The organism is Serratia sp. D1N4 (genome assembly GCF_054552755.1).
In genome coordinates, this window is sequence record NZ_CM137274.1 from 3,396,984 (window position 1) to 3,418,713 (window position 21,730).

21 protein-coding genes and 1 other annotated feature are annotated in these 21,730 nt (G+C 55.2%); of the genes, 15 read left to right on the forward strand and 6 right to left on the reverse strand.

Annotated features, from left to right (window positions below; genetic code table 11):
* Positions 1-190: 190 nt before the first annotated feature.
* Positions 191-613, forward strand: coding sequence for a nucleotide triphosphate diphosphatase NUDT15 (locus ACX1CU_RS15245; RefSeq protein WP_459399121.1), 423 nt, complete (start codon positions 191-193; stop codon positions 611-613).
* A 120-nt stretch (positions 614-733) separates the two neighbouring features.
* On the forward strand, positions 734-1,912 hold the full coding sequence (setB, locus tag ACX1CU_RS15250; RefSeq protein WP_459399122.1) for a sugar efflux transporter SetB: 1,179 nt from the start codon (positions 734-736) through the stop codon (positions 1,910-1,912).
* Between the two features lie 6 nt (positions 1,913-1,918).
* On the opposite strand, the gene ACX1CU_RS15255 is transcribed toward setB, so the two are convergent.
* A complete protein-coding gene (locus tag ACX1CU_RS15255; RefSeq protein WP_076941519.1) occupies positions 1,919-2,173 on the reverse strand; it encodes a YkgJ family cysteine cluster protein in 255 nt (84 codons plus the stop codon).
* Positions 2,174-2,437: 264 nt separating this feature from the next.
* Between ACX1CU_RS15255 and mtr the strand changes: the two genes are divergently transcribed.
* The 3 genes from mtr to yeiP all read left to right on the forward strand — a co-directional run bounded on the left by mtr (position 2,438) and on the right by yeiP (position 5,740).
* Positions 2,438-3,682, forward strand: a complete 1,245-nt coding sequence (mtr, locus tag ACX1CU_RS15260; protein ID WP_459399123.1) for a tryptophan permease — start codon at positions 2,438-2,440, stop codon at positions 3,680-3,682.
* Between the two features lie 279 nt (positions 3,683-3,961).
* On the forward strand, positions 3,962-4,894 hold the full coding sequence (locus ACX1CU_RS15265; protein WP_459399124.1) for an IS110 family RNA-guided transposase: 933 nt from the start codon (positions 3,962-3,964) through the stop codon (positions 4,892-4,894).
* 273 nt (positions 4,895-5,167) lie between these two features.
* The gene (gene yeiP / locus ACX1CU_RS15270) at positions 5,168-5,740 is read left to right on the forward strand and encodes an elongation factor P-like protein YeiP (RefSeq protein WP_459399125.1); all 573 of its coding nucleotides are present in this window, start codon (positions 5,168-5,170) and stop codon (positions 5,738-5,740) included.
* A 39-nt stretch (positions 5,741-5,779) separates the two neighbouring features.
* Here the strand turns inward: yeiP and uxuA are convergent, their stop codons facing one another.
* Positions 5,780-6,970, reverse strand: a complete 1,191-nt coding sequence (gene uxuA / locus ACX1CU_RS15275) for a mannonate dehydratase (protein ID WP_459399126.1) — start codon at positions 6,968-6,970, stop codon at positions 5,780-5,782.
* Positions 6,971-7,322: 352 nt separating this feature from the next.
* On the opposite strand from uxuA, the gene ACX1CU_RS15280 reads away from it, so the two are divergent.
* Complete coding sequence (locus ACX1CU_RS15280; protein ID WP_459399127.1) at positions 7,323-8,804, forward strand: mannitol dehydrogenase family protein; 1,482 nt, start codon at positions 7,323-7,325, stop codon at positions 8,802-8,804.
* 48 nt (positions 8,805-8,852) lie between these two features.
* Here the strand turns inward: ACX1CU_RS15280 and ACX1CU_RS15285 are convergent, their stop codons facing one another.
* Positions 8,853-9,170 carry a type 1 fimbrial protein gene (locus tag ACX1CU_RS15285; protein ID WP_459399128.1) on the reverse strand — a complete coding sequence of 106 codons (318 nt, stop codon included), beginning with the start codon at positions 9,168-9,170 and terminating at the stop codon, positions 8,853-8,855.
* 317 nt (positions 9,171-9,487) lie between these two features.
* Between ACX1CU_RS15285 and ACX1CU_RS15290 the strand changes: the two genes are divergently transcribed.
* Together ACX1CU_RS15290 and rimO are read left to right on the forward strand one after the other, a co-directional pair.
* Positions 9,488-10,465, forward strand: coding sequence for a CobW family GTP-binding protein (locus ACX1CU_RS15290; RefSeq protein WP_459399129.1), 978 nt, complete (start codon positions 9,488-9,490; stop codon positions 10,463-10,465).
* A gap of 166 nt (positions 10,466-10,631) precedes the next feature.
* Complete coding sequence (gene rimO, locus ACX1CU_RS15295; protein WP_459399130.1) at positions 10,632-11,939, forward strand: 30S ribosomal protein S12 methylthiotransferase RimO; 1,308 nt, start codon at positions 10,632-10,634, stop codon at positions 11,937-11,939.
* 54 nt (positions 11,940-11,993) lie between these two features.
* On the opposite strand, the gene ACX1CU_RS15300 is transcribed toward rimO, so the two are convergent.
* Together ACX1CU_RS15300 and speB are read right to left on the reverse strand one after the other, a co-directional pair.
* Positions 11,994-13,370, reverse strand: a complete 1,377-nt coding sequence (locus ACX1CU_RS15300) for a sodium:solute symporter family protein (RefSeq protein ID WP_459399131.1) — start codon at positions 13,368-13,370, stop codon at positions 11,994-11,996.
* Positions 13,371-13,403: 33 nt separating this feature from the next.
* Positions 13,404-14,345, reverse strand: coding sequence for an agmatinase (gene speB / locus ACX1CU_RS15305; RefSeq protein WP_459399132.1), 942 nt, complete (start codon positions 14,343-14,345; stop codon positions 13,404-13,406).
* 251 nt (positions 14,346-14,596) lie between these two features.
* Here speB and ACX1CU_RS15310 point away from each other — a divergent pair, with 251 nt between their 5' ends.
* Complete coding sequence (locus ACX1CU_RS15310; protein WP_459399133.1) at positions 14,597-15,514, forward strand: LysR family transcriptional regulator; 918 nt, start codon at positions 14,597-14,599, stop codon at positions 15,512-15,514.
* Here the strand turns inward: ACX1CU_RS15310 and ACX1CU_RS15315 are convergent.
* A complete protein-coding gene (locus tag ACX1CU_RS15315; protein WP_459399134.1) occupies positions 15,511-16,335 on the reverse strand; it encodes an SDR family oxidoreductase in 825 nt (274 codons plus the stop codon). The genes ACX1CU_RS15310 and ACX1CU_RS15315 overlap by 4 nt on opposite strands.
* A gap of 229 nt (positions 16,336-16,564) precedes the next feature.
* Between ACX1CU_RS15315 and hisL the strand changes: the two genes are divergently transcribed.
* From hisL to hisH, 6 genes are all read left to right on the forward strand, one after another.
* Positions 16,565-16,612 (forward strand): his operon leader peptide, encoded by a 48-nt coding sequence (gene hisL / locus ACX1CU_RS15320; RefSeq protein WP_100396937.1) that lies wholly within the window; start codon positions 16,565-16,567, stop codon positions 16,610-16,612.
* Positions 16,588-16,721 (forward strand) — a sequence feature (His leader region). (Overlaps the previous gene by 25 nt.)
* Before the next feature lie 69 nt (positions 16,722-16,790).
* The gene (gene hisG, locus ACX1CU_RS15325) at positions 16,791-17,690 is read left to right on the forward strand and encodes an ATP phosphoribosyltransferase (protein WP_459399135.1); all 900 of its coding nucleotides are present in this window, start codon (positions 16,791-16,793) and stop codon (positions 17,688-17,690) included.
* 4 nt (positions 17,691-17,694) lie between these two features.
* A complete protein-coding gene (gene hisD, locus ACX1CU_RS15330; RefSeq protein WP_459399136.1) occupies positions 17,695-19,002 on the forward strand; it encodes a histidinol dehydrogenase in 1,308 nt (435 codons plus the stop codon).
* Complete coding sequence (gene hisC / locus ACX1CU_RS15335) at positions 18,999-20,075, forward strand: histidinol-phosphate transaminase (RefSeq protein ID WP_459399137.1); 1,077 nt, start codon at positions 18,999-19,001, stop codon at positions 20,073-20,075. Before hisD ends, hisC begins: the two co-directional genes overlap by 4 nt.
* Positions 20,072-21,139 carry a bifunctional histidinol-phosphatase/imidazoleglycerol-phosphate dehydratase HisB gene (hisB, locus tag ACX1CU_RS15340; RefSeq protein ID WP_459399138.1) on the forward strand — a complete coding sequence of 356 codons (1,068 nt, stop codon included), beginning with the start codon at positions 20,072-20,074 and terminating at the stop codon, positions 21,137-21,139. Before hisC ends, hisB begins: the two co-directional genes overlap by 4 nt.
* Positions 21,139-21,729, forward strand: a complete 591-nt coding sequence (gene hisH / locus ACX1CU_RS15345; protein WP_459399139.1) for an imidazole glycerol phosphate synthase subunit HisH — start codon at positions 21,139-21,141, stop codon at positions 21,727-21,729. Before hisB ends, hisH begins: the two co-directional genes overlap by 1 nt.
* The last annotated feature ends 1 nt before the right edge of the window (position 21,730 follow it).

Sequence of the window (21,730 nt, forward strand, 5' to 3'; positions counted from 1 at the left end):
TCAAAACCGGAGTGACCCATTCGATAACGCTGAAACGTTTCAATCAGTGTGGAATCAGGCCTTGCTGAAAGCAAGTTTTCTTAATTCCGATATGATGGATTTTTGACATCACGCACATTTTCCCCTGCAAACACCTTGCTTACAGAACAAAATGGCGTACTGTGCTGAAACACTGCTGAAGGAGAAAGGCATGACGGTAGCAACCGGCGTTGGCGTGATCATTGTTAACCCGCAGGGCCAGATTCTATTAGGTAAACGCTGCGGCTCTCACGCCCCTTTCTGGTCGATCCCCGGTGGCCATTTGGATGAGGGTGAAACCTTTGAACACTGTGCCCAGCGCGAAATTGCTGAGGAGACCGGGTTGCTGATTGATGCTCCGCATTTCATTGGTATCAGCAATAATCTGCAAACCTGGCGGGCTGAAGGCAAACATACCGTATCCATCTGTATGCTGGTTCAGCACCCCGGCGGCAAAGCCGAATTAAAAGAGCCGGAAAAATGTGCCGAATGGCGCTGGTGCTCTCCCGACGCTCTGCCGGAACCGCATTTTGAAGCCAGCCGCACCGCGATCGCCCTATGGCTGAGTGGTAAAACCTATCTATCTACAATTTGAAGCCTGTTCGCCACAGAAAAGACTTTTTACCCTGTTGTTGATTGAAACCGTTTTTTGTTTTTTTTAAAAACGCGTACTCTACGCGCGACTTGTTTCTCTATTGGCTATTTGCTCACCACTATGCGTACTTCAACTGCAATAACTCGACGCTTGCCCGACTTCACTTCGCTGGCATTTATTGTCGTGGCGTTTCTCACCGGCATTGCCGGTGCCTTGCAAACCCCCACGCTGAGCCTGTTTCTTTCCACCGAAGTGAACGTGCGCCCGAGTATGGTCGGTTTGTTCTTTACCGGCAGCGCGGTGATCGGCATTTTGGTCAGCCAGTTTCTTGCCCGCCGTTCAGATAGAAAGGGCGATCGCAAATCACTGATCTTTCTCTGCTGCATGCTGGGCGCATTGGCCTGCGCGCTGTTTGCCTGGAACCGTAACTATTATCTGTTGCTGTTTGTCGGCGTGCTGCTGAGCAGCTTCGGCTCCACCGCCAACCCGCAGATGTTTGCGCTGGCACGCGAGCACGCTGAACGCACCGGGCGCGAAGCGGTGATGTTCAGCTCGATCCTGCGCGCACAGGTGTCCCTGGCCTGGGTAATCGGTCCGCCGATTGCCTTTGCTCTGGCATTAGGTTTTGGCTTTCAGGTGATGTATCTGGCGGCGGCAGCCACTTTTATTCTCTGTGGCGCTTTGGTGTGGAAAACGCTGCCCTCGATGCCGAAAACGCCGTCGGCCAAAGGTGCTACGCTGGAAGCACCGCGCCAGAACCGCCGCGACACGCTGCTGCTGTTTGCCGCCTGTACCCTGATGTGGACCGCCAACGGCATGTATCTGATCAATATGCCGCTGTATATGGTGCAAGAGCTGCATTTGCCAGAAAAACTGGCCGGGATCTTGATGGGCACGGCGGCCGGGCTGGAGATCCCTACCATGCTGCTGGCCGGGATGGTTGCCAAACGCTTCGGTAAACGCTTCCTGATGCGCTGCGCGGTGATCGCCGGGGTGCTGTTTTATGCCGGGCTGCTGTTTATTACCGGCACCTGGCAGTTGATCGCCCTGCAATTGCTGAATGCGCTGTTTATCGGCGTGCTGGCGGGTATCGGCATGCTCTATTTTCAGGATTTGATGCCTGGGCAGGCCGGGGCGGCAACCACGCTGTTTACCAACACCACGCGCGTTGGTTGGATTATTGCAGGTTCGATCGCCGGTTCTGTGGCTGAGATCTGGAACTACCATGCGGTGTTTTATTCCGCGCTGGCGATGGTGATAGGTGCAGTGCTCTGTCTCTGGCGGCTAAAGGATGCCTGAACCCGCTTAAGGCGCGGTATCTACCTCTAGCTTTGCCAAATAGATTAACGCTTCGTCACGGCGATCATGACACATCTCCCGGCTGGCCTGCAGGCTGCCGCAGACGCGGGGCCGCAATGGCGAATGAAACAGGCCACAACGCAGTTGCTGATCCAGATGAATGCAGCGGGTATTCGCCGGTTTGCCATTGGGCATGCCGGGGATCGGGCTGGAAATTGACGGTGCAATGCAGCAAGCGCCACAGTCGGGACGGCAGTCCATCAGCGCTTCTCCTGGCGGGCTGGCAGAATTGAAGCCGGACAATAGCAGCACGCCGTAATTGCCGCCAGCAGAATCCTATTCAGACCGAAATCTTTCTCTCCCCCCGTTTTTCAACGGTAATGCTTTCTTGGCATAGAAACACCAACGCCTCATCCATTGCGCATGAAAATAGCAAATTAGATTCTTTACATGCACACATCACGCATCGTACTATTGAGCTAGTACAAAAGAACTCACGGCCCATCAGGCCATTCAGGAGCAACAATGTCCACGGACACCATCCAGAAACTTTCCCGCCCTTCCGTACTCGGTGGCGCGATGATCATTGCCGGTACTGCCGTCGGGGCCGGTATGTTCTCTATTCCTATTGTCACTTCTGGCGTGTGGTTCGGCGGCTCAGTGGCATTGCTGATTTATACCTGGGCCTGCATGCTGATTTCCGGCCTGATGATCCTCGAAGCAACGCTCAATTATCCGGCCGGTGCCAGCTTTCATACCATCGTCAAAGACCTGCTCGGTAAAGGCTGGAATGCCATCAACGGCCTGTCCATCACCTTTGTGCTGTACATTCTGACCTATGCCTACATCTCGGCCGGTGGCTCAATTATTGCCCACACGCTGGAAGGCATTGTCGGTACCAACCAGGCGGTGGCCGGGCTGGTGTTCGCTCTGGTGGTGGCGTTTATCGTCTGGTTATCGACCCGGGCGGTGGATCGCCTGAGCACCATTCTGATTGGCGGTATGGTGATCACTTTTGTGATGTCGGTTGGCGATATGTTTACCCACGTCCAGCCTGCGGTGCTGTTCAACCGTGGCGACAGCAGCGCCACTTACCTGCCCTATGCCTTGGCGGCCTTACCTTATCTGCTGACGTCATTTGGTTATCACGGCAACGTGCCGGGGCTGGTGAAGTATTATCACCAAGACAGCCGTGCCGTGGTGCGTAGCCTGGTGTACGGCACCCTGCTGGCGTTGGGGATCTACATCCTGTGGCAGTATGTGATTCAGGGCAATATCACGCGTGATGCGTTCAAACAGGTGATTGCCGAAGGCGGTAATATCGGCAGCCTGCTCAAGCAAATGGGCAACGTTTCCAGCAGTCAGGCAGTTGGCCAACTGCTCAGTGCCTTCTCTTATATGGCGCTGGCCAGTTCATTCCTTGGGGTTTCCCTGGGCTTGTTCGATTATCTGGCTGACTTCTTCAAGTTCAGCGATAACACCGCTGGCCGGACCAAATCGGCGCTGGTGACGTTCGTTCCACCAACCTTGGCAGCACTGCTGTTCCCGAACGGCTTCCTGTATGCCATCGGTTTTGCGGGCTTGGCAGCCACTATCTGGGCGGTGATCGTCCCAGCCATGATGGCGCGCGCCAGCCGCCGTCGCTTCCCGCAGGCGGCCTATCGCGCTCCCGGCGGCCATGGCATGATCCTGTTTATTATCCTGTTTGGCGTGATCAACGCCGTCGCTCACATACTCACCCTGCTGAATATGCTGCCGGTGTTTGAATAACACTTTCTGAGGGCGGCGATGGCCGTAATGCCGGTCAGTTAAGCGCAAAACTGCATAATCATGCGCAATGGCTAAAGGAGTCGCCCCCTTGTATGTTTGTAGTTGATGTAAAAAGATAGGTTGTACTGTGTTCTTACCCGGCGTGGCAGCACGTACCCCCTCTGGGACACCAAGCCCGTGGGAGAGCTTATTGCGCCACGTCGGTTTCATGATGAGCCCGAACAGCTGCCTGGACGACGATGCTGTCAGTCCGTATCACGCAAGGCTGGGAGACATGAGATGAAACAAAAGACTTACGTCGGTATTGATATCGCCAAAGAGAAGTTCGACGTGTTTATCAACACAGACCATCGTATTGCTCAATTTGACAATACGTCCTCAGGGCATCAGGCGTTAATCACCTTGCTTGATACCTATGAGGTGGAGCTGATCGCCATGGAGGCTACAGGTAAATATCATGGGCCACTTTGCGCAGCGCTCACGTTGAAGACATTGCCCGTAGCGGTCGTTAATCCCCGGCAGGTCAAGAATTTTGCCCGTGCGTTGGGAAAACGGGCGAAAACAGACACGATAGATGCTGCAGTGTTATGCCGCTTTGCCCAGGCGATAGAGCCGCCAGTGAGAGAACAAAACGATGTTCAAACTCAACGTCTGGCGGGAATGGTAACGCGACGGCGTCAATTGGTAGAGATCCGCACAGCGGAGCTTAACAGGCTTGAGGGGGCGTTATACGAGGCCAGCCAATCGATACATGCCCATGTTAATTGGCTGAACCAGCAGATTAGCGATATTGACGATGATATACACCGACAACTGAAGGTGATGCCAGTCTGGCAGGAGAAAGCCAGGTTGCTCGAAGAGGTGAAAGGGTTAGGTAAAGTGACGGTGTCGACGTTACTGGCGTTGTTACCGGAGCTAGGTAAGCTGACACGGCGAGAAATCAGTGCCTTGGTTGGCGTGTGCCCGTACGCCCATGAGAGTGGGAAAATGAAAGGGCAGCGAACGATCTGGGGCGGGCGTTCGGCGGTGAGAGCGGCGCTTTACATGGCAACGTTGTCGGCAACGCGTAGCAATGAGACGATAAAAGAGTTCTATGAGAGGCTGGTTGCACGGGGTAAAGCGAAGAAAGTGGCGCTAACCGCGTGCATCAGAAAGCTGTTAACGATATTAAACGCGATGCTGCGAGATAATAGGCAATGGGTGACAAATTAATCATCACCCATTGACTTTAAACACAGCTGCTCTCCCTGTGGGAGAGGGCCGGGGTGAGGGGCTTGCAGTGCGGTGTTCGTCCCCTAACCCTCTCCCCAAGGGAGAGGGAACTGGTTAGCCTTAACTGACAAGCATTATGGCGATTGCCGCCCTTTTTACTCTCCGAAATCCCCCTACTTCACTCACTCTTTTTTTGCAGGACTATTGCCTGAAAAGCGCGGTACGAGTAACTTGTCGCAACTTCTCAAAACTCCTTATCGACAGGTTATTCCAATGGCAAGAGCTAACGAAATCAAGCGTGGCATGGCGATCAACTACAACGGCAAACTGCTGCTGGTGAAGGACATTGATGTCCAGAGCCCAACCGCACGCGGTGCCAACACCCTTTACAAAATGCGTTTCTCTGACGTGCGCACCGGGCTCAAGGTAGAAGAGCGCTTTAAGGGCGACGATATTCTGGACACCGTTACCCTGTCGCGCCGCAAGGTGAACTTCTCCTATATCGACGGCGAAGAATACGTGTTCATGGATGACGAAGATTACACCCCGTATATCTTCACCAAAGATCAGATCGAAGACGAACTGCTGTTTATTCCTGAGGCGGGTTTGCCGGGGATGCAGGTATTGACGCTGGAAGGCCAGGTGTTAGCGCTGGAGTTGCCGCAAACTGTGGATATGGAAATTGTCGAAACCGCACCGGGCATCAAAGGGGCTTCTGCCAGCGCCCGTAACAAACCGGCCACCATGGCGACCGGTTTGACCATTCTGGTGCCGGAATACCTGAGCCCAGGCGACAAAATCCGCATTCATATTGCCGAACGTCGTTACATGGGCCGTGCCGACTAATTGTGATTCAGGGCGCAGCGGTGCGCCCTGCCTTCAAACCTAGAGTAATTCCGGGAAAAAGCGCCGCTTCAGCGCCAACTCCACGCCACGAATTTCCGCCAAACCTTTCAAACGGCCAATAGCCGAATAGCCAGGGTTGGTCTTCTTTTTCAGATCGTCCAGCATCTGGTGACCATGATCCGGCCGCATCGGGATAGGCCGACGATCGCCCGCCTGCAAGCGGCGCTGTTCTTCGGTCAGAATGGCTTCAATCACCGACACCATATCCACGTCCCCTTGCAGATGCGCCCCTTCATGGAAGGTTTTCGGGTTCTGCTCGCGGCAGGTCGAGCGCAGATGGGTAAAGTGAATGCGATCGCCAAAGGTTTCAATCATTCGTACCAGATCGTTATCCGCCCGCACGCCGTAGGAACCGGTGCACATGGTAAAACCGTTGTGAATGCTATCAACGGTCTCTTTCAGCCATTGCATGTCTTCAATGGTGGAAACAATGCGTGGCAGGCCAAGGATCGGGCGCGGCGGATCGTCCGGGTGCACCGCAAGGCGCACTCCCACCTCTTCCGCCACCGGTACAATGGCGCGCAAAAACACCGCCATATTTTCACGCAGTTGGGCTTTGTCGATATGGTCATATTCGGCCAACCTTGCGCGGAATTGATCGAGCGTGTAACCCTCTTCGGCCCCCGGTAGCCCGGCGATGATATTACCGGTCAGCTTGGCAATCTCCGCCGCGCTCATCGCGTTGAAATAAGCCCGCGCCTCGGTTTGCTCTTCGGTGCTGTAGTCTTTTTCGGCACCTTTGCGTTGCAGGATATGCAGATCAAAAGCGGCAAAGGCGATCTGGTCAAAACGCAGCGCTTTTGAACCGTCTGGCAACAGGTATTCCAGATCGGTGCGCGTCCAGTCGAGGATCGGCATAAAGTTGTAGCATACGGTGTCGATACCGCAGGCCGCCAGGTTACGCAGCGACTGCTGATAATGGGCGATATGACGTTGATAATTGCCGCTGCGAGTTTTGATCTCCTCGTGCACCGGGATGCTTTCCACCACCGACCACACCAGCCCTTTCTCAGCCAGCAGAGCCTGACGCGTTTTTATTTCCTCAACCGGCCACACTTCACCGTTAGGAATATAATGCAGCGCCGTCACCACACCGGTTGCCCCCGCCTGACGTATATCATCCAGCGAAACCGGATCGTTAGGTCCATACCAACGCCATGTTTGTTCCATAGATTTATCCTTGTGAATAGTCGCTCAGTCATCTGAGGTTTGTTGCCAGTGGTGAGGTAGATCGCAAAATCAAATCAATCTTGTTATACCACATTGAGATAGATATCATTCATCTTTAACCTTACTCTTTAGCAGCATGCTGTCAAAATAGAAACCTTGATTGGTTGATCCAACTCACGCTTCTGGCTTATTTTGGACTGACCCATTTTATTCGCCCCGCAGCCACCTTAGAGTGGCGGCAGATAACAACACACGGAGACCGGCGCATCAGCAACAGGCTGCGCACGGCCAACTGGTCTGATAACTTTATGCAAGCTACCGGCCAGGACTTTCTCTTGTAATGGAGCCATTCATGAAGACTATCGCCAACTCATCGCTTCCCGCTGAGGTGCAACAACCGCAGTACGATCGCCGCCTGCTGCGTAGCCGTATGGTGCACCTGGGCTTCGGTGCCTTTCATCGTGCCCACCAAGCGCTGCTGACCGATCGCGTGCTTAACCGTAAAGGTGGCGACTGGGGGATTTGTGAGATCAGCCTGTTCGGCGGCGATGAGCTGTTCCAAACCCTGCGCGCTCAAGATCATCTCTACACCGTGCTGGAAAAAGGGGCGGCGGGTAATCAGGCGATCGTTATCGGTGCCGTTCACGAAAGCGTGCATCGCAAGCTGGAAGATATTGATGCCGTCTTGGAGAAACTAGCGGAACCGCAGGTGGCGATCGTCTCGATGACCATTACGGAAAAGGGCTACTGCATCGAACCCGGCAGCGGCCAGCTAGACTTGCAGCATGAGGCCATTCTAGCCGATCTGGCTGACCCGATCCGGCCCACCACCGTGCCGGGGATCCTGGTGGAAGCGCTGCATCGGCGGCGCCAACGTCACCTGCCCGCCTTCAGCGTGCTCTCCTGCGATAATATTCCAGAAAATGGCCATGTCGTGCGTAATGCGGTCACCGGCCTGGCACAGGCCCGCGATGCAAAACTGGCACAATGGATTGCCAGCAACGTCACTTTCCCCAGCACCATGGTCGATCGCATCGTGCCTGCCAGCACGCCGGAAACCTTGGATGAAGTCGCCGCAGCGTTGGGCGGAGTGCGCGACGAATGCGCCATCGCCTGCGAACCTTTTATTCAATGGGTAGTAGAAGATAACTTTGTTGCTGGCCGCCCAGAGTGGGAAGCCGCTGGCGTGCAACTGGTGGATGATGTACTGCCATTTGAGCAGATGAAATTGCGCATGCTGAACGGCAGCCACTCGTTCCTGGCTTATCTCGGCTATCTGGCGGGTTATCCGCACATTAATGACTGCATGGCGGATGAATATTATCGCCGTGCCGCCTATCACCTGATGCTGCATGAGCAGGCCCCAACGCTGCGAGTGAGCGGTATCGATCTGGCCGCCTATGCCGATCGGCTGATCGCCCGTTACAGCAACCCGGCGCTGCAACATAAGACCTGGCAGATCGCCATGGACGGTACGCAGAAGCTGCCACAACGCATGCTGGACTCTATCCGCTGGCATTTGCAGCATGGCGGCAGCTATGCCGGGCTGGCTCTGGGTGTTGCTGGCTGGATGCGTTATGTGGGCGGTATTGACGATGCCGGGCAGCCGATTGATATCCGCGACCCTATGCTGGCAAGCTTGCAGCAGGTGGTTGGCTCTTCGCAAGACGGTGAACCCCGCGTTGCTGCGTTGCTGGCGATTAAGAGCGTTTTTGGCGAACAATTACCGGCTGATGAGAAGTTTGTTGCGGCGGTAACCCAGGCTTATCTGTCATTGCGCGATCGCGGTGCGCGTCAAACGGTAAAACAGTGGGTAATGGATCGAGTAGCCTGATGTTTGGGGAGGTCATGCCGGGCATATGCCCGGCATGACGCAAGCGACTTAACGGTATACTACAGTCATTATCGCAAGCTTCTGTTGCTGGTCCACCCACCTCATTTCAGTGGTACCTAAGTTCAGTGGGAGTTCTTTGCTGCTAGCGTTAAAACTTGCCAGAGCTTGCGTGCCTGTGTAGTTTTGCCCATTACGATAACACTGGGTATTAGCCGATGAGTTGACAACATTGACCAGACAAGGGCCTTCAACAATCGAACCTACAAAGTTGATGACCCCACCAACGGTACCTGGGGTACCCGCATGACCTGCTGCCATCCATGAAAGTAACGCTCCTGCGATCAAAAATAACCGTAAGCTATTCATGGCAACCTCACTTTTTGTTAAGTCACTTTAATCATAGAATATTTCTTTCGGAATAATCGCAAGGCATGGGGGGTTTTTTGAACGCTATTCAACGCATTGGCCACTGAGAAAACCATCAATACGACACAATTGATTTTTATAATTCCTCGTTTTTATTGGGAATTATCCTAAAAAAAGATAACTCTATCGGGTTAAGAAACGCACGAAAGCAAATGTTAAATTTGTGACTTCGCCCAGATAAAATATTCAAACCGCATGCAATATCCATAAGCTATGGTTATCAATAAAATAAAAAGCATTTAACCAGGAAATAAAAAATGACAAAAACCAACCTGATCACCGGTTTTCTTGGCAGTGGTAAAACCACCACCATTCGTCATCTGCTGGCCAATAAGCCACAAAACGAACGTTGGGCGGTGCTGGTTAACGAGTTTGGTGAAATTGGTATCGATGGGGCTCTGCTGGCAAACAGCGGTGCCGTGCTCAAGGAGATCCCTGGTGGTTGCATGTGTTGCGTCAACGGCCTACCCATGCAGGTTGGGCTGAACATGCTGTTGCAACAGGAAAAACCCGATCGGTTGCTGATCGAACCCACCGGTCTTGGCCACCCAAAACAGATCCTGGAGTTGCTGACACAGGAAACGTACGCCGGTTGGATCGAACTGCTGGCAACGATTTGCCTGCTTGATGTCCGTCAACTCAGCCAGCCCCAGTATCGCGAAAATGAAAACTTCCGCGATCAATTGGCGACCGCAGACATCATCATCGCTAATAAGATCGATACCTGGCAGCCACAGGATGGCCTGGCTCTGGAGCAATGGCAGACGCAATATGGCCAGCAGCGGCCGGTGCACCGCATTGAGCAAGGGCGCATGAACGTCGCATGGCTTGACCAGCCACGAACCAATCACAGCGAATTGCCGGATGCGCAACATCATCATCACGCCCAAGCCAAAACGCGCGGCTTAGCGGCATTGCGCCTGCCAGAAAATGCGCGCTGGCGCCGAGCCCTGAATCAGGGCCAGGGCTATACCAGCTGTGGCTGGATTTTTGACAGCGAAACCCTGTTCGACACCGTGGGCATGATGGAATGGATCAGGCTGGCACCGGTTGAACGGGCTAAAGCGGTGGTGCGCATTCCCGAAGGGAGTTTACTGATCAACCGCCAAGGGCAGGATCTGAATATCGAAACACGCCCCGTTGCCCCACTGGACAGCCGCATTGAACTGATCCACAGCAGCGAAGCCGATTGGAACGCCTTGCAATCCGCCTTATTTAAGATTCGCATGAATTGATGTGCAAAAGGTTCCCGCTGCTTAACCTTTTGGTAAATATCAAGATCTCAAAACGTGCATGGGCTACAGCGCGATATTTACATGATGCCCAGCAGATACGGGATATAGCTGGATAATTTGCGCATGTGTATACTCTGCGGATTCTGAATAACATATTGTACAAAAAATGGCTAAGATTGGATTTTTATCGTTAGGCTGCCCGAAAAACCTGGTTGATTCTGAACGGATCCTGACCGAACTGCGTAACGAAGGCTATGAGGTCGTACCAAGTTACGACGACGCCGAACTGGTGATCGTTAACACCTGCGGCTTTATCGACAGTGCCGTGCAAGAATCACTGGAAGCGATCGGTGAAGCACTAAACGAAAACGGTAAAGTGATCGTGACCGGCTGTTTGGGTGCCAAAGAAAACCAGATCCGTGAAGTGCACCCGAAGGTGTTAGAAATTACCGGGCCGCACAGCTATGAGCAGGTATTGAACCACGTTCATCACTATGTACCGAAGCCGGAACATAACCCGTTTACCAGCCTGATCCCAGCGCAAGGCGTGAAACTGACGCCGAAGCACTACGCCTATCTGAAGATCTCTGAAGGCTGTAACCACCGCTGTACGTTCTGCATCATCCCATCGATGCGCGGCGATCTCGACAGCCGCCCAATCGGTTCAGTGCTGGATGAGGCCAAGCGCCTGGTGGAATCCGGGGTCAAAGAGCTGCTGGTGATCTCGCAGGATACTTCTGCCTACGGCGTTGATGTCAAACACCGTACCGGCTTCTGGAACGGCCAGCCGGTGAAAACCAGCATGGTCAGCCTGTGTGAGCAACTCTCAAGCCTGGGTGCCTGGGTGCGGCTGCACTACGTTTATCCTTATCCGCATGTGGATGACGTGATCCCGCTGATGGCGGAAGGCAAAATCCTGCCGTATCTGGATATTCCGCTGCAACACGCCAGCCCGAAAATCCTCAAGCTGATGAAGCGCCCTGGCGCCGTAGAACGCACGCTGGAGCGCATCAAACGCTGGCGTGAAATCTGCCCGGATCTGACGCTGCGCTCCACCTTTATCGTGGGTTTCCCAGGTGAAACCGAAGAAGACTTCCAGATGCTGCTCAGCTTCCTGCAAGAAGCCAAGCTGGATCGCGTCGGCTGTTTCAAATACAGCCCGGTAGAAGGCGCAGCAGCCAACGAATTGGCGGATCAGGTGCCAGAAGAGGTGAAAGAAGAGCGTTATCACCGCTTTATGCAGTTGCAACAACAGATCTCTGCCCAGCGCTTGCAGGAAAAGATTGGCCGCGAACTGCTGGTGCTGATCGATGAAGTGGACGAAGAAGGCGCGATTGGCCGCAGCATGGCCGATGCACCGGAGATCGACGGTGCGGTCTACCTGAACGGTGAAACCGGAGTGAAAGTGGGCGAGATCGTCAAAGTGAAGATCGAAAACGCCGACGAATACGATCTCTGGGGTTCGCTGGTCTAATCAGGCAGGTTACGGGGCAGCCTAACGCTTTCCCGTAACCTCAGCACAACCGATTCAGGCCGTTGCGACGGCCCGTTGCTCCGGCGTTAATAAACTGCCGACGATAAAGGCCAGCGCACCCACCAGTAAACCGCTGTAGATCGGGCTGTTAGCCTGAATCCCGTGATAAAACATAAAGCCCAACACGCACAGGCTGCCCATCACCATACTGGCTATCGCTCCGGTGCTGGTGGCGCGTTTCCAGAAAATCGCCCCCACCAGCGGGATCAACATCCCACCCACCAGCAGATTGTAAGCCAGCGTCAAAGCCGACAGCACATCCCGCACCAGGAAAGCCAACCCCAGCATCACCACTCCCATCACTAGCGTGGTCAAGCGCCCAGCGGCCAAACCGCCCGATGGCCGCCGACGGATGGCGGGCAGAACATCCTCCAAGGCAATGGTCGAAGAGGCCAACAGGCAGGCGCTGGCGGTTGACATCAGCGCAGCCAGTGCAGCGGCGGCCACCAACCCGCTGACGCCTGCGGGCAGTACCGCCTGAGCGATGGCGGCAAACGCACCATCGCTGTTATCCAACAACGGCAGCACGATCTTCCCTGCCATCCCGATCATCGCGCCGGTAACGCCATAAAGTACGCAGTAGATACCCGCCCCTAAGCCAGCGTAGCGCGCCACCGGCACGCTGCGGGCGGTGAATACCCGCTGCCAGATATCCTGCCCAATCAGGATGCCGAAGAAGTAAATCAGGAAGAACAGAATGATGGTGTCGAAACCAATGGAGGAGAGTTGGTAATAGCTCGCCGGTAATTGCTGGGTAAAGATCTCCCATCCGCCCGCTTTGACGATGCTCATCGGCATCAGCACCAGCATCATCCCCACCGTCATGATGATAAACTGGATAATGTCCGTCAGCGTCAGCGACCACATGCCCCCCAGCGTTGAATAGAGCACCACCATCCCACCACCAATCAGTATTGAGGCGGCAAACGGCAGTGCAAACATCACCTGCATTACGCTGCCGATGGCAATAATCGAAGTCACCGCCACCATCAGATCGTAAGCCAGCATGATAATACCGCTGGTGACCCTAGCCGCCGGATGATAGCGCTGCGCCAATACCTGGCTAACGGTATAGAGCTTCAGCTTAAGCAAGGGCTTGGCCAAGACGGTACTCAGCACCACAATGCCCATACCCAGCGCGAAGCAGAGCCACAGCCCGGATATGCCATAGGTGTAGCCCAGCTTTACGCTGCCAATGGTCGAAGCCCCACCGAGCACCACCGCTGACAGCGTACCTAAATACAAACCTGGCCCCAGATTACGGCCAGCGACCAGATAATTTTCCTTGGTGGTGGCCTTACGAACGCCAAGCCAACCCACCGCACCGATAACCAAAAAATAGAGCACCGCCACAAACAGATCGAGTTGCATAAAGTATCCCCTATCATGTTGTTATTTATTGGGTTATATGGAACGTTTAGTCGGCAGCACGCACAGCATTTCAAACAGCAGATTGGCCGCCAGCAAGGCGGTGTTGCCGGAGCTGTCGTATGCCGGGGAAACCTCTACCAGATCCGCGCCCACCAGGTTTAGCCCCTGGCATCCCCTGACGATCTCCAATCCTTGCCAAACCGATAATCCGCCGACTTCCGGGGTGCCGGTTCCGGGGGCAAACGCCGGATCCAGCCCGTCGATGTCAAAGCTGAGGTAAACCGCCCCCTGCCCCATTTGCTCACGCACCTCGGCCATCAACGGGGCGAGTGAGCGATACCAGCAGGCTTCTGCTGGCACCACGCGGAACCCTTGCTGCCTCGACCAGTCAAAATCCTGCGCAGCATAGCCACTGCCGCGCAGGCCAATCTGCACCACCCGCTGCGGAGCCAACAGGCCTTCTTCGTGCGCCCGGCGAAAGGTGGTGCCGTGCGCCAGTTTTTCGCCAAACATCTCGTCATTAGTATCGGAGTGCGCATCAATGTGAATCAGGCCAACTGGGCCATGCTTGCGCGCCACCGCACGCAGAATCGGCAGCGTCAAGGTATGATCGCCCCCGAGGGTGAGAGGGATGCAGCCGTGGCGCAGGATCTCGTCGTACGCCAGCTCAATGCGGCTAACGCTGTCTGCCAGGCTATAGGGGTTGGTGGCAATATCACCCAAGTCGGCAACCTGTAACCGTTCAAACGGCGCTGCGCCGGTCCCCATGTTGTAAGGGCGGAGCATCACCGACTCCTGGCGGATTTGCCGTGGCCCAAAACGCGTACCGCTGCGATTAGAGGTTCCGATATCCAGAGGAATGCCAACAAAGGCGGCATCCAACCCCTGTGCATTGTCGGCAGCAGGTAAACGCATCATGGTCGGCAGGCCTGCAAAACGCGGCATTTCATTACCGCTTTGAGGTTGATTCAGCATAGGTTTTCCTTGTCAGACAATCATTGTTTTATAACATTTGCGCAACAACGACAGCCTATGCTCTAACCGACCCGCGTTACTATTCCCGGTTTTTAATGTAAGCATTGAAAAAGCCGATGTGTCATAACACATTGACATATTGATTTTTATTTTTTTCACAGACATAAAGGGTAGAGGAAACACCTATCAATAGCGCCCGCATCAGACATGTTGCCGTGGCGTTAAATAGTGAATATTCAGGGAGAGCGAAGATGATCACCAATCTCAGCGATATCGATTTCAAACTGCTGCGGGTATTCGTTGCAGTAGCGGAAGCTCGAGGGGTTAGCGCAGCGCAGGATGCCCTGATGATGAATCAATCCACCATCAGCACCCATTTGGGCACGCTGGAGACGCGCTTGGGGTTCAGGCTTTGCCAGCGCGGGCGATCCGGCTTTCAGTTAACGCCGAAAGGGGAAAGAATGCTGAGCGCCTGCCGCACGCTGTTTAATGCAACTCGCGACTTTACGCGCGTCAGCCAATCGCTTAATGGCATGCTTAGCGGCGATCTGATGATCGGCCTGGTAGATAATCTGGTTTCACTGCCAGGGATCCCTTTTAGCCAGGCGATCAGGCAATTTCGCCGCCGCCGTCAGGACGTGCAGTTTCAATGCCGTATCTGTTCACCCGCGGAGATTGAGCAGGGATTATTGAACCAGCAGTTGGATCTGGGGATTGGCTATTTCGGCCAGCAGTTGAACGAACTGGTTTATCACCCTTGGTGCCAGGAATCGCAGGCGATTTATTGCAGCAGCGAACACCCGTTGTTTACCCTTGATGCCCCAAGCCGCGAGCAAATCGAAAATGCCCGCTGGGTAAAACGCGGCTACCTGCTGGCACAACAGCTTTGCCCGGTAGCACCGCTGGAGTTTGGTGCCATGGCTTACCACATGGAAAGCGTGGCTCATCTGATCCTTAGCGGCGAATACCTGGGCTATCTGCCCACCCATTTCGCCAGCCGTTGGGTCGAACAGGGTTTAATGAAACAGCTAGGGGGCCAACCGCTCACTTACCAGGCGCAGATAAGCCTGGTCACACGCCCCGGTCAGCCAAAAAAGTCGCTGGCGGCGCTGTTAGACGACCTGGCCAACAGCGTGCCACGCTGGCCTGATAAGCCCAATTCGATTTAACTGATCGGCATACGCGCCGGATCCGGGTATTGATACTCGAACCCTAATTCATTACAGATACGGCTGCCGTCCACCAACCGCCCTGCCTGTTCCGGTTCTTCGGCAAACAGCGGGGGTTGCAACTGCAACTGTGCCGCCAGCGCCGGATAAAATTCACGTTTGGTCGGATGGCTTGGCGCACAGAGATTATAAACGTGCCCCCCTTTTGGTAATTTCAGTAACAGCTGGATAGCGGCGATCACATCATCCTGGTGTACCAGGTTGACCCCTTGCGCACCGCCCTTAACGTCAACCTTACCCGCCAGGAAACGGCCCGGATGGCGATCGGTGCCCACCAAACCCGCCAGGCGCAAAATATCGACCGAGGTATTTGGCAATTCATGCAGCCAGCGCTCCAGCTCTGCCAGCACCCGCCCTGAAGGGGTTACCGGTTTGAGCGGCGAATCTTCACGCACCAGGCCGGTAGTCTCGCCGTACACCGAGGTCGAGCTGGTAAAAATAATATGCGGCACACCGAACGCTATTGCGCTATCCACCAGCATGCGCACGGCATTAAAGTAGCCTTCGCTGCCCTCCACGGTGCGCCGGGCAGGCAGCGTGATCACCAGCGCATCAGCGTACAGCAGTTGCTCCAGGTCATGAGCCTCACAAATCAATTCAGGCGTCAGTTCAAGCTGATAACATTCAATACCGCTCATCCGCGCAGCTTCTACACCGTCCGGCGTGGTTTTACTGCCAACCACCTCAAATCCGCGGCTCATTAACGATAAAGCCAGCGGCATGCCCAACCAGCCCAGGCCAATAATGGCGACTTTTTTCATTAATTTAATTCTCCTGAAAATGATAACGCTCGGTGATTAAGGCTACGCCACTCGGCATAGGGATACAATCAACTCTGGTAAAGGTTCGTAAAGCCGCAACTGGCTAATAATTCAGCCTGTTTCAATGAATTAAATTTATGATGACAAAAAACAGTTGCGCAAGACCACACTGATAGTTTAGGTTAATCAGCAACTCAGCATTGGCTGATCTACTTTAAAGAGAAAACACATGACCCGCGTTCAGTTCAACCACCATCATCACCATCACCCAGACTAGTCTTTCGGGCGATGTGTGCTGGAAGACGGTTTAAATCTTCCAGTGGCGCGTAGAACCAGACAAACGCAAGAGAGAGCCCTCGGAAGATACCTTCCGAGGGTTTTTTTTTGGCTCCGGACAGACAGAAAAATAGTTTTTACAATAAATTCATAAAATTACAGATTAAACAGAGGTTACCATGTTGGATAAAACACGTTTACGGATAGCAATGCAGAAATCAGGCCGCCTGAGTGAAGACTCTCAGGAACTGCTGGCCCGCTGCGGTATCAAAATCAACCTACAGCAGCAACGCCTGATCGCCTTCGCCGAGAATATGCCGATTGATATCCTGCGCGTGCGTGATGACGACATTCCTGGGCTGGTGATGGATGGCGTAGTGGATCTGGGCATCATCGGTGAGAACGTGCTGGAAGAAGAGTTGCTCAACCGCCGTGCACAAGGCGAAGATCCACGTTACTTTACCCTACGCCGCCTGGACTTCGGCTCCTGCCGCCTGTCGCTGGCCACCGCGCTGGACAGCGAATATAGCGGCCCGCAAAGCCTGCAAGACTCCCGCATCGCCACCTCTTACCCGCACCTGCTGAAGCAATACCTCGACAAACAAGGCGTGCGTTTTAAATCCTGCCTGCTGAACGGTTCGGTAGAAGTGGCACCGCGTGCTGGCTTGGCAGATGCCATCTGCGATCTGGTTTCCACCGGCGCAACGCTGGAAGCCAACGGCCTGCGTGAAGTTGAAGTGATTTATCGCTCCAAGGCCTGCCTGATCCAGCGCGACGGCGAAATGCCTGCGGCCAAACAGCAGCTCATCGACCGCCTGATGACCCGTATTCAAGGGGTGATTCAGGCGCGCGAATCCAAATACATTATGCTGCACGCGCCAAGCGATCGTCTGGATGAGATTATCGCCCTGCTGCCGGGTGCTGAACGCCCAACCATCCTGCCATTGGCCGGTGCGCAGAACCGCGTTGCGATGCATATGGTGAGCAGCGAAACCCTGTTCTGGGAAACCATGGAAAAACTGAAAACCCTGGGTGCCAGCTCCATTCTGGTGCTGCCAATTGAGAAGATGATGGAGTAACGCCATGTCGAACTTCAATACCATCGTCAATTGGGCAGAATGCAGCGCACCACAGCGTGCAGAACTGCTGATGCGCCCGGCGATCTCCGCTTCAGGCAGCATCACCCGCACGGTGCAAGAGATCCTCGATAACGTGAAGGCTAACGGCGACAGCGCGCTGCGTGAATACAGCGCCAAGTTTGATAAAACCGAAGTGGGTGCGCTACGCGTCACCGCAGAACAGATCGAACAGGCCTGCGCCCGCTTGGGTGACGAAATCAAGCAGGCGATGGCCGTTGCCGTCGGCAACGTGGAAACCTTCCACAATGCGCAAAAACTGCCGCCGGTGGATGTGGAAACCCAACCTGGCGTGCGCTGCCAGCAAGTCACCCGCCCGATCGACTCGGTCGGCCTGTATATTCCTGGCGGTTCTGCACCGCTGTTCTCTACGGTGTTGATGCTGGCGACCCCGGCGCGTATCGCCGGTTGCCGCCGCGTGGTGCTGTGCTCGCCACCGCCGATTGCCGATGAGATCCTCTATGCCGCCAAGCTGTGCGGCGTGCAGGAAGTGTTTCAGGTCGGCGGCGCGCAGGCGATTGCCGCGATGGCGTTCGGTACCGATTCTGTGCCGAGGGTGGCTAAGATCTTCGGGCCGGGCAACGCCTTTGTGACCGAAGCCAAACGCCAGATCAGCCAGCGGCTGGACGGCGCGGCGATTGATATGCCCGCTGGCCCCTCTGAAGTGCTGGTGATTGCCGACAGCGGCGCAACCCCGGCGTTTGTGGCCTCCGATCTGCTGTCGCAAGCCGAACACGGGCCAGATTCACAGGTGATCCTGCTGACGCCGGATGCCGCCATGGCGCAAGCGGTGGCGAAAGCGGTTGAACAGCAGTTGGCTGAGTTACCGCGCGCAGAAACCGCCCGCCAGGCGCTGGCCAGCAGCCGGTTGATCGTCACGCAGGATTTAGCCGAATGTATCACCATCAGCAATCAATACGGCCCGGAACATTTGATTATTCAAACCCGCAACGCGCGCGATCTGGTAGACAGCATTACCAGCGCCGGTTCGGTGTTCCTTGGTGACTGGTCGCCGGAATCTGCTGGTGATTACGCTTCGGGCACCAACCACGTGCTGCCAACCTACGGCTATACTGCCACCTGTTCCAGCCTGGGGCTGGCGGACTTCCAAAAGCGCATGACGGTGCAGGAACTGACGCCGCAAGGCTTTATGAATTTGGCAGCCACTATCGAAACGCTGGCGGCCGCAGAACAGTTGATCGCCCACAAAAACGCCGTGACCCTACGCGTCGCCGCCTTGAAGGAGCAAGCATGAGCATTGAACAATTAGCACGTAAAAACGTGCGCGAGCTGACCCCCTACCAGTCGGCACGCCGTTTGGGGGGCAAGGGTGACGTGTGGCTGAATGCTAACGAATACCCGGTCGCGCCAGAGTTCCAACTGACCGCACAGACCTTTAACCGCTACCCGGAATGCCAACCGGCGCTGGTGATCGAGCGCTATGCCGCTTACGCCGGGGTGAATCAGGATCAGGTGCTGGTCAGCCGTGGCGCAGATGAAGGCATCGAACTGTTGATCCGTGCCTTCTGTGAGCCGGGCAAAGACGCCATTCTGTTCTGCCCGCCGACTTACGGCATGTACGCCGTCAGCGCCGAGACTTTCGGCGTTGAGCGCCGTACCGTGGCGGCCAAAGCCGACTGGCAGCTCGATCTGCCCGCCATTGCCGCCAGCCTGGATAACGTCAAGCTGATCTACGCCTGTAGCCCGAACAACCCGACCGGTAATCTGCTGGACCCGAACGACCTGCGTGCGCTGCTGGAGATGGCCAACGGTAAAGCGATCGTCGCGGTTGACGAAGCCTATATCGAATTTTGCCCACAGGCTTCGGTCGCGGGCTGGCTGAGCGATTATCCTAACCTGGTGATTCTGCGCACGCTGTCGAAAGCCTTTGCGCTGGCTGGCCTGCGCTGCGGTTTTACCCTGGCCAATGCCGAGGTGATCGCCCTGCTGCTGAAAGTCATCGCGCCCTACCCGCTCTCTACCCCAGTGGCCGACATTGCGGCACAGGCACTGAGCACCGAAGGGCTAAACCTGATGCGCCAACGGGTAGCGGAAGTCAGCGCTAACCGCAGTTGGTTGCAACAGGCGCTGCAAAACTGCGCCTGCGTTGAACAGGTATTCACCAGCGACAGTAACTACCTGCTGGTGCGCTGCAACGCTGCCAGCAATGTGTTTAAAACGCTGTGGGATCAGGGCATTATCTTGCGCGATCAGCATAAACAGCCTGGTCTTGCCGGCTGCGTGCGCATCACCATTGGCACACGTGAAGAATGCCAACGCGTCGTTGACGCACTCAAACCCCTGCTTGGCACAAAGGAGCCTATGTGAGCCAGAAATTCCTCTTTATTGACCGCGACGGCACGCTGATTGCTGAGCCACCTGAAGATTTTCAGGTTGATCGTTTGGATAAACTGGCGCTGGAGCCGGATGTGATCCCTTCCCTGCTAGCGTTGCAGCAGGCGGGCTTTACGCTGGTGATGATCACCAATCAGGATGGCCTCGGCACCGCCAGTTTCCCGCAGGAAACCTTCGATCCGCCGCACAACCTGATGATGCAGATCCTCAGTTCACAGGGCGTGAAATTCGACGATATCCTGATCTGCCCGCACAAGCCGGAAGACAACTGCGATTGCCGCAAGCCAAAAATCGCCATGGTTAAAGGCTATTTGCAACCGGGTGTGATGAACGCCGCCAACAGCTACGTGATTGGCGATCGCCAGACCGATATCCAGTTGGCCAACAATATGGGCATTCAGGGGCTGCTGTACCAGCGTGAAACCCTGGGCTGGAAAGCCATTACCCAGCAGTTGACCCAGCGCGATCGCCACGCTCACGTTAACCGCGTGACCAAAGAGACGCAGATTGACGTTAACGTCTGGCTGGATCGCGAAGGCGGCAGCAAGATTAAGACCGGCGTTGGCTTCTTCGACCATATGCTGGATCAGATCGCCACCCACGGCGGCTTCCGCATGGATATTCAGGTGAATGGCGATCTGTACATTGACGATCACCACACGGTGGAAGACACCGCGCTGGCGCTGGGTGAAGCGCTGAACAAAGCGCTGGGCGACAAGCGTGGCATCGCACGCTTTGGCTTTGTGCTGCCGATGGATGAATGCCTGGCACGCTGCGCGATGGACCTTTCTGGCCGCCCGCACTTGGAATACCGCGCCGAGTTCAACTATCAGCGCGTGGGCGATCTCAGCACCGAGATGGTCGAGCACTTCTTCCGTTCGCTGTCTTACACCATGGCTTGCACCCTGCACCTGAAAACCAAGGGCAAAAACGATCATCACCGCGTTGAGAGCCTGTTCAAAGTGTTTGGCCGCACGCTACGCCAGGCGATCCGCGTTGAGGGCAACACCCTCCCGAGCTCGAAAGGGGTGCTGTGATGAACGTGGTGATCCTGGACACCGGTTGCGCCAACCTGGCTTCTGTTAATTACGCAGTGCAGCGGCTGGGCTATCAGCCTGAAGTCAGCCGTGACCCCGAGATCGTACTGCGCGCCGACAAACTGTTTCTGCCCGGCGTGGGTACCGCGCAGGCGGCCATGGAGCAGTTGGTAGAGCGCGATCTGATCGAGCTGATCAAAGCCTGCACCCAGCCGGTGCTGGGCATCTGCCTCGGCATGCAGTTGCTGGCAGAAAGCAGTGAAGAGAGTGGCGGTATCAAAGCGCTGGGCATTATTGATGCCCCGGTGAAGCAGATGAACGACTTTGGCCTGCCACTGCCGCACATGGGCTGGAATCAGGTGACTTCTCAGGCGGGCAACCACCTGTTCCGTGGCATCGAGGACGGTGCTTACTTCTACTTTGTTCACAGTTATGCGATGCCGATATGCTCAAGCACCATCGCTCAGGCGAACTACGGCGAGCCATTCACCGCCGCCGTACAAAAAGACAACTTCTTTGGCGTGCAGTTTCATCCAGAGCGATCTGGCACGGCCGGAGCTCAACTGTTGAAAAACTTTCTGGAGATGTAGG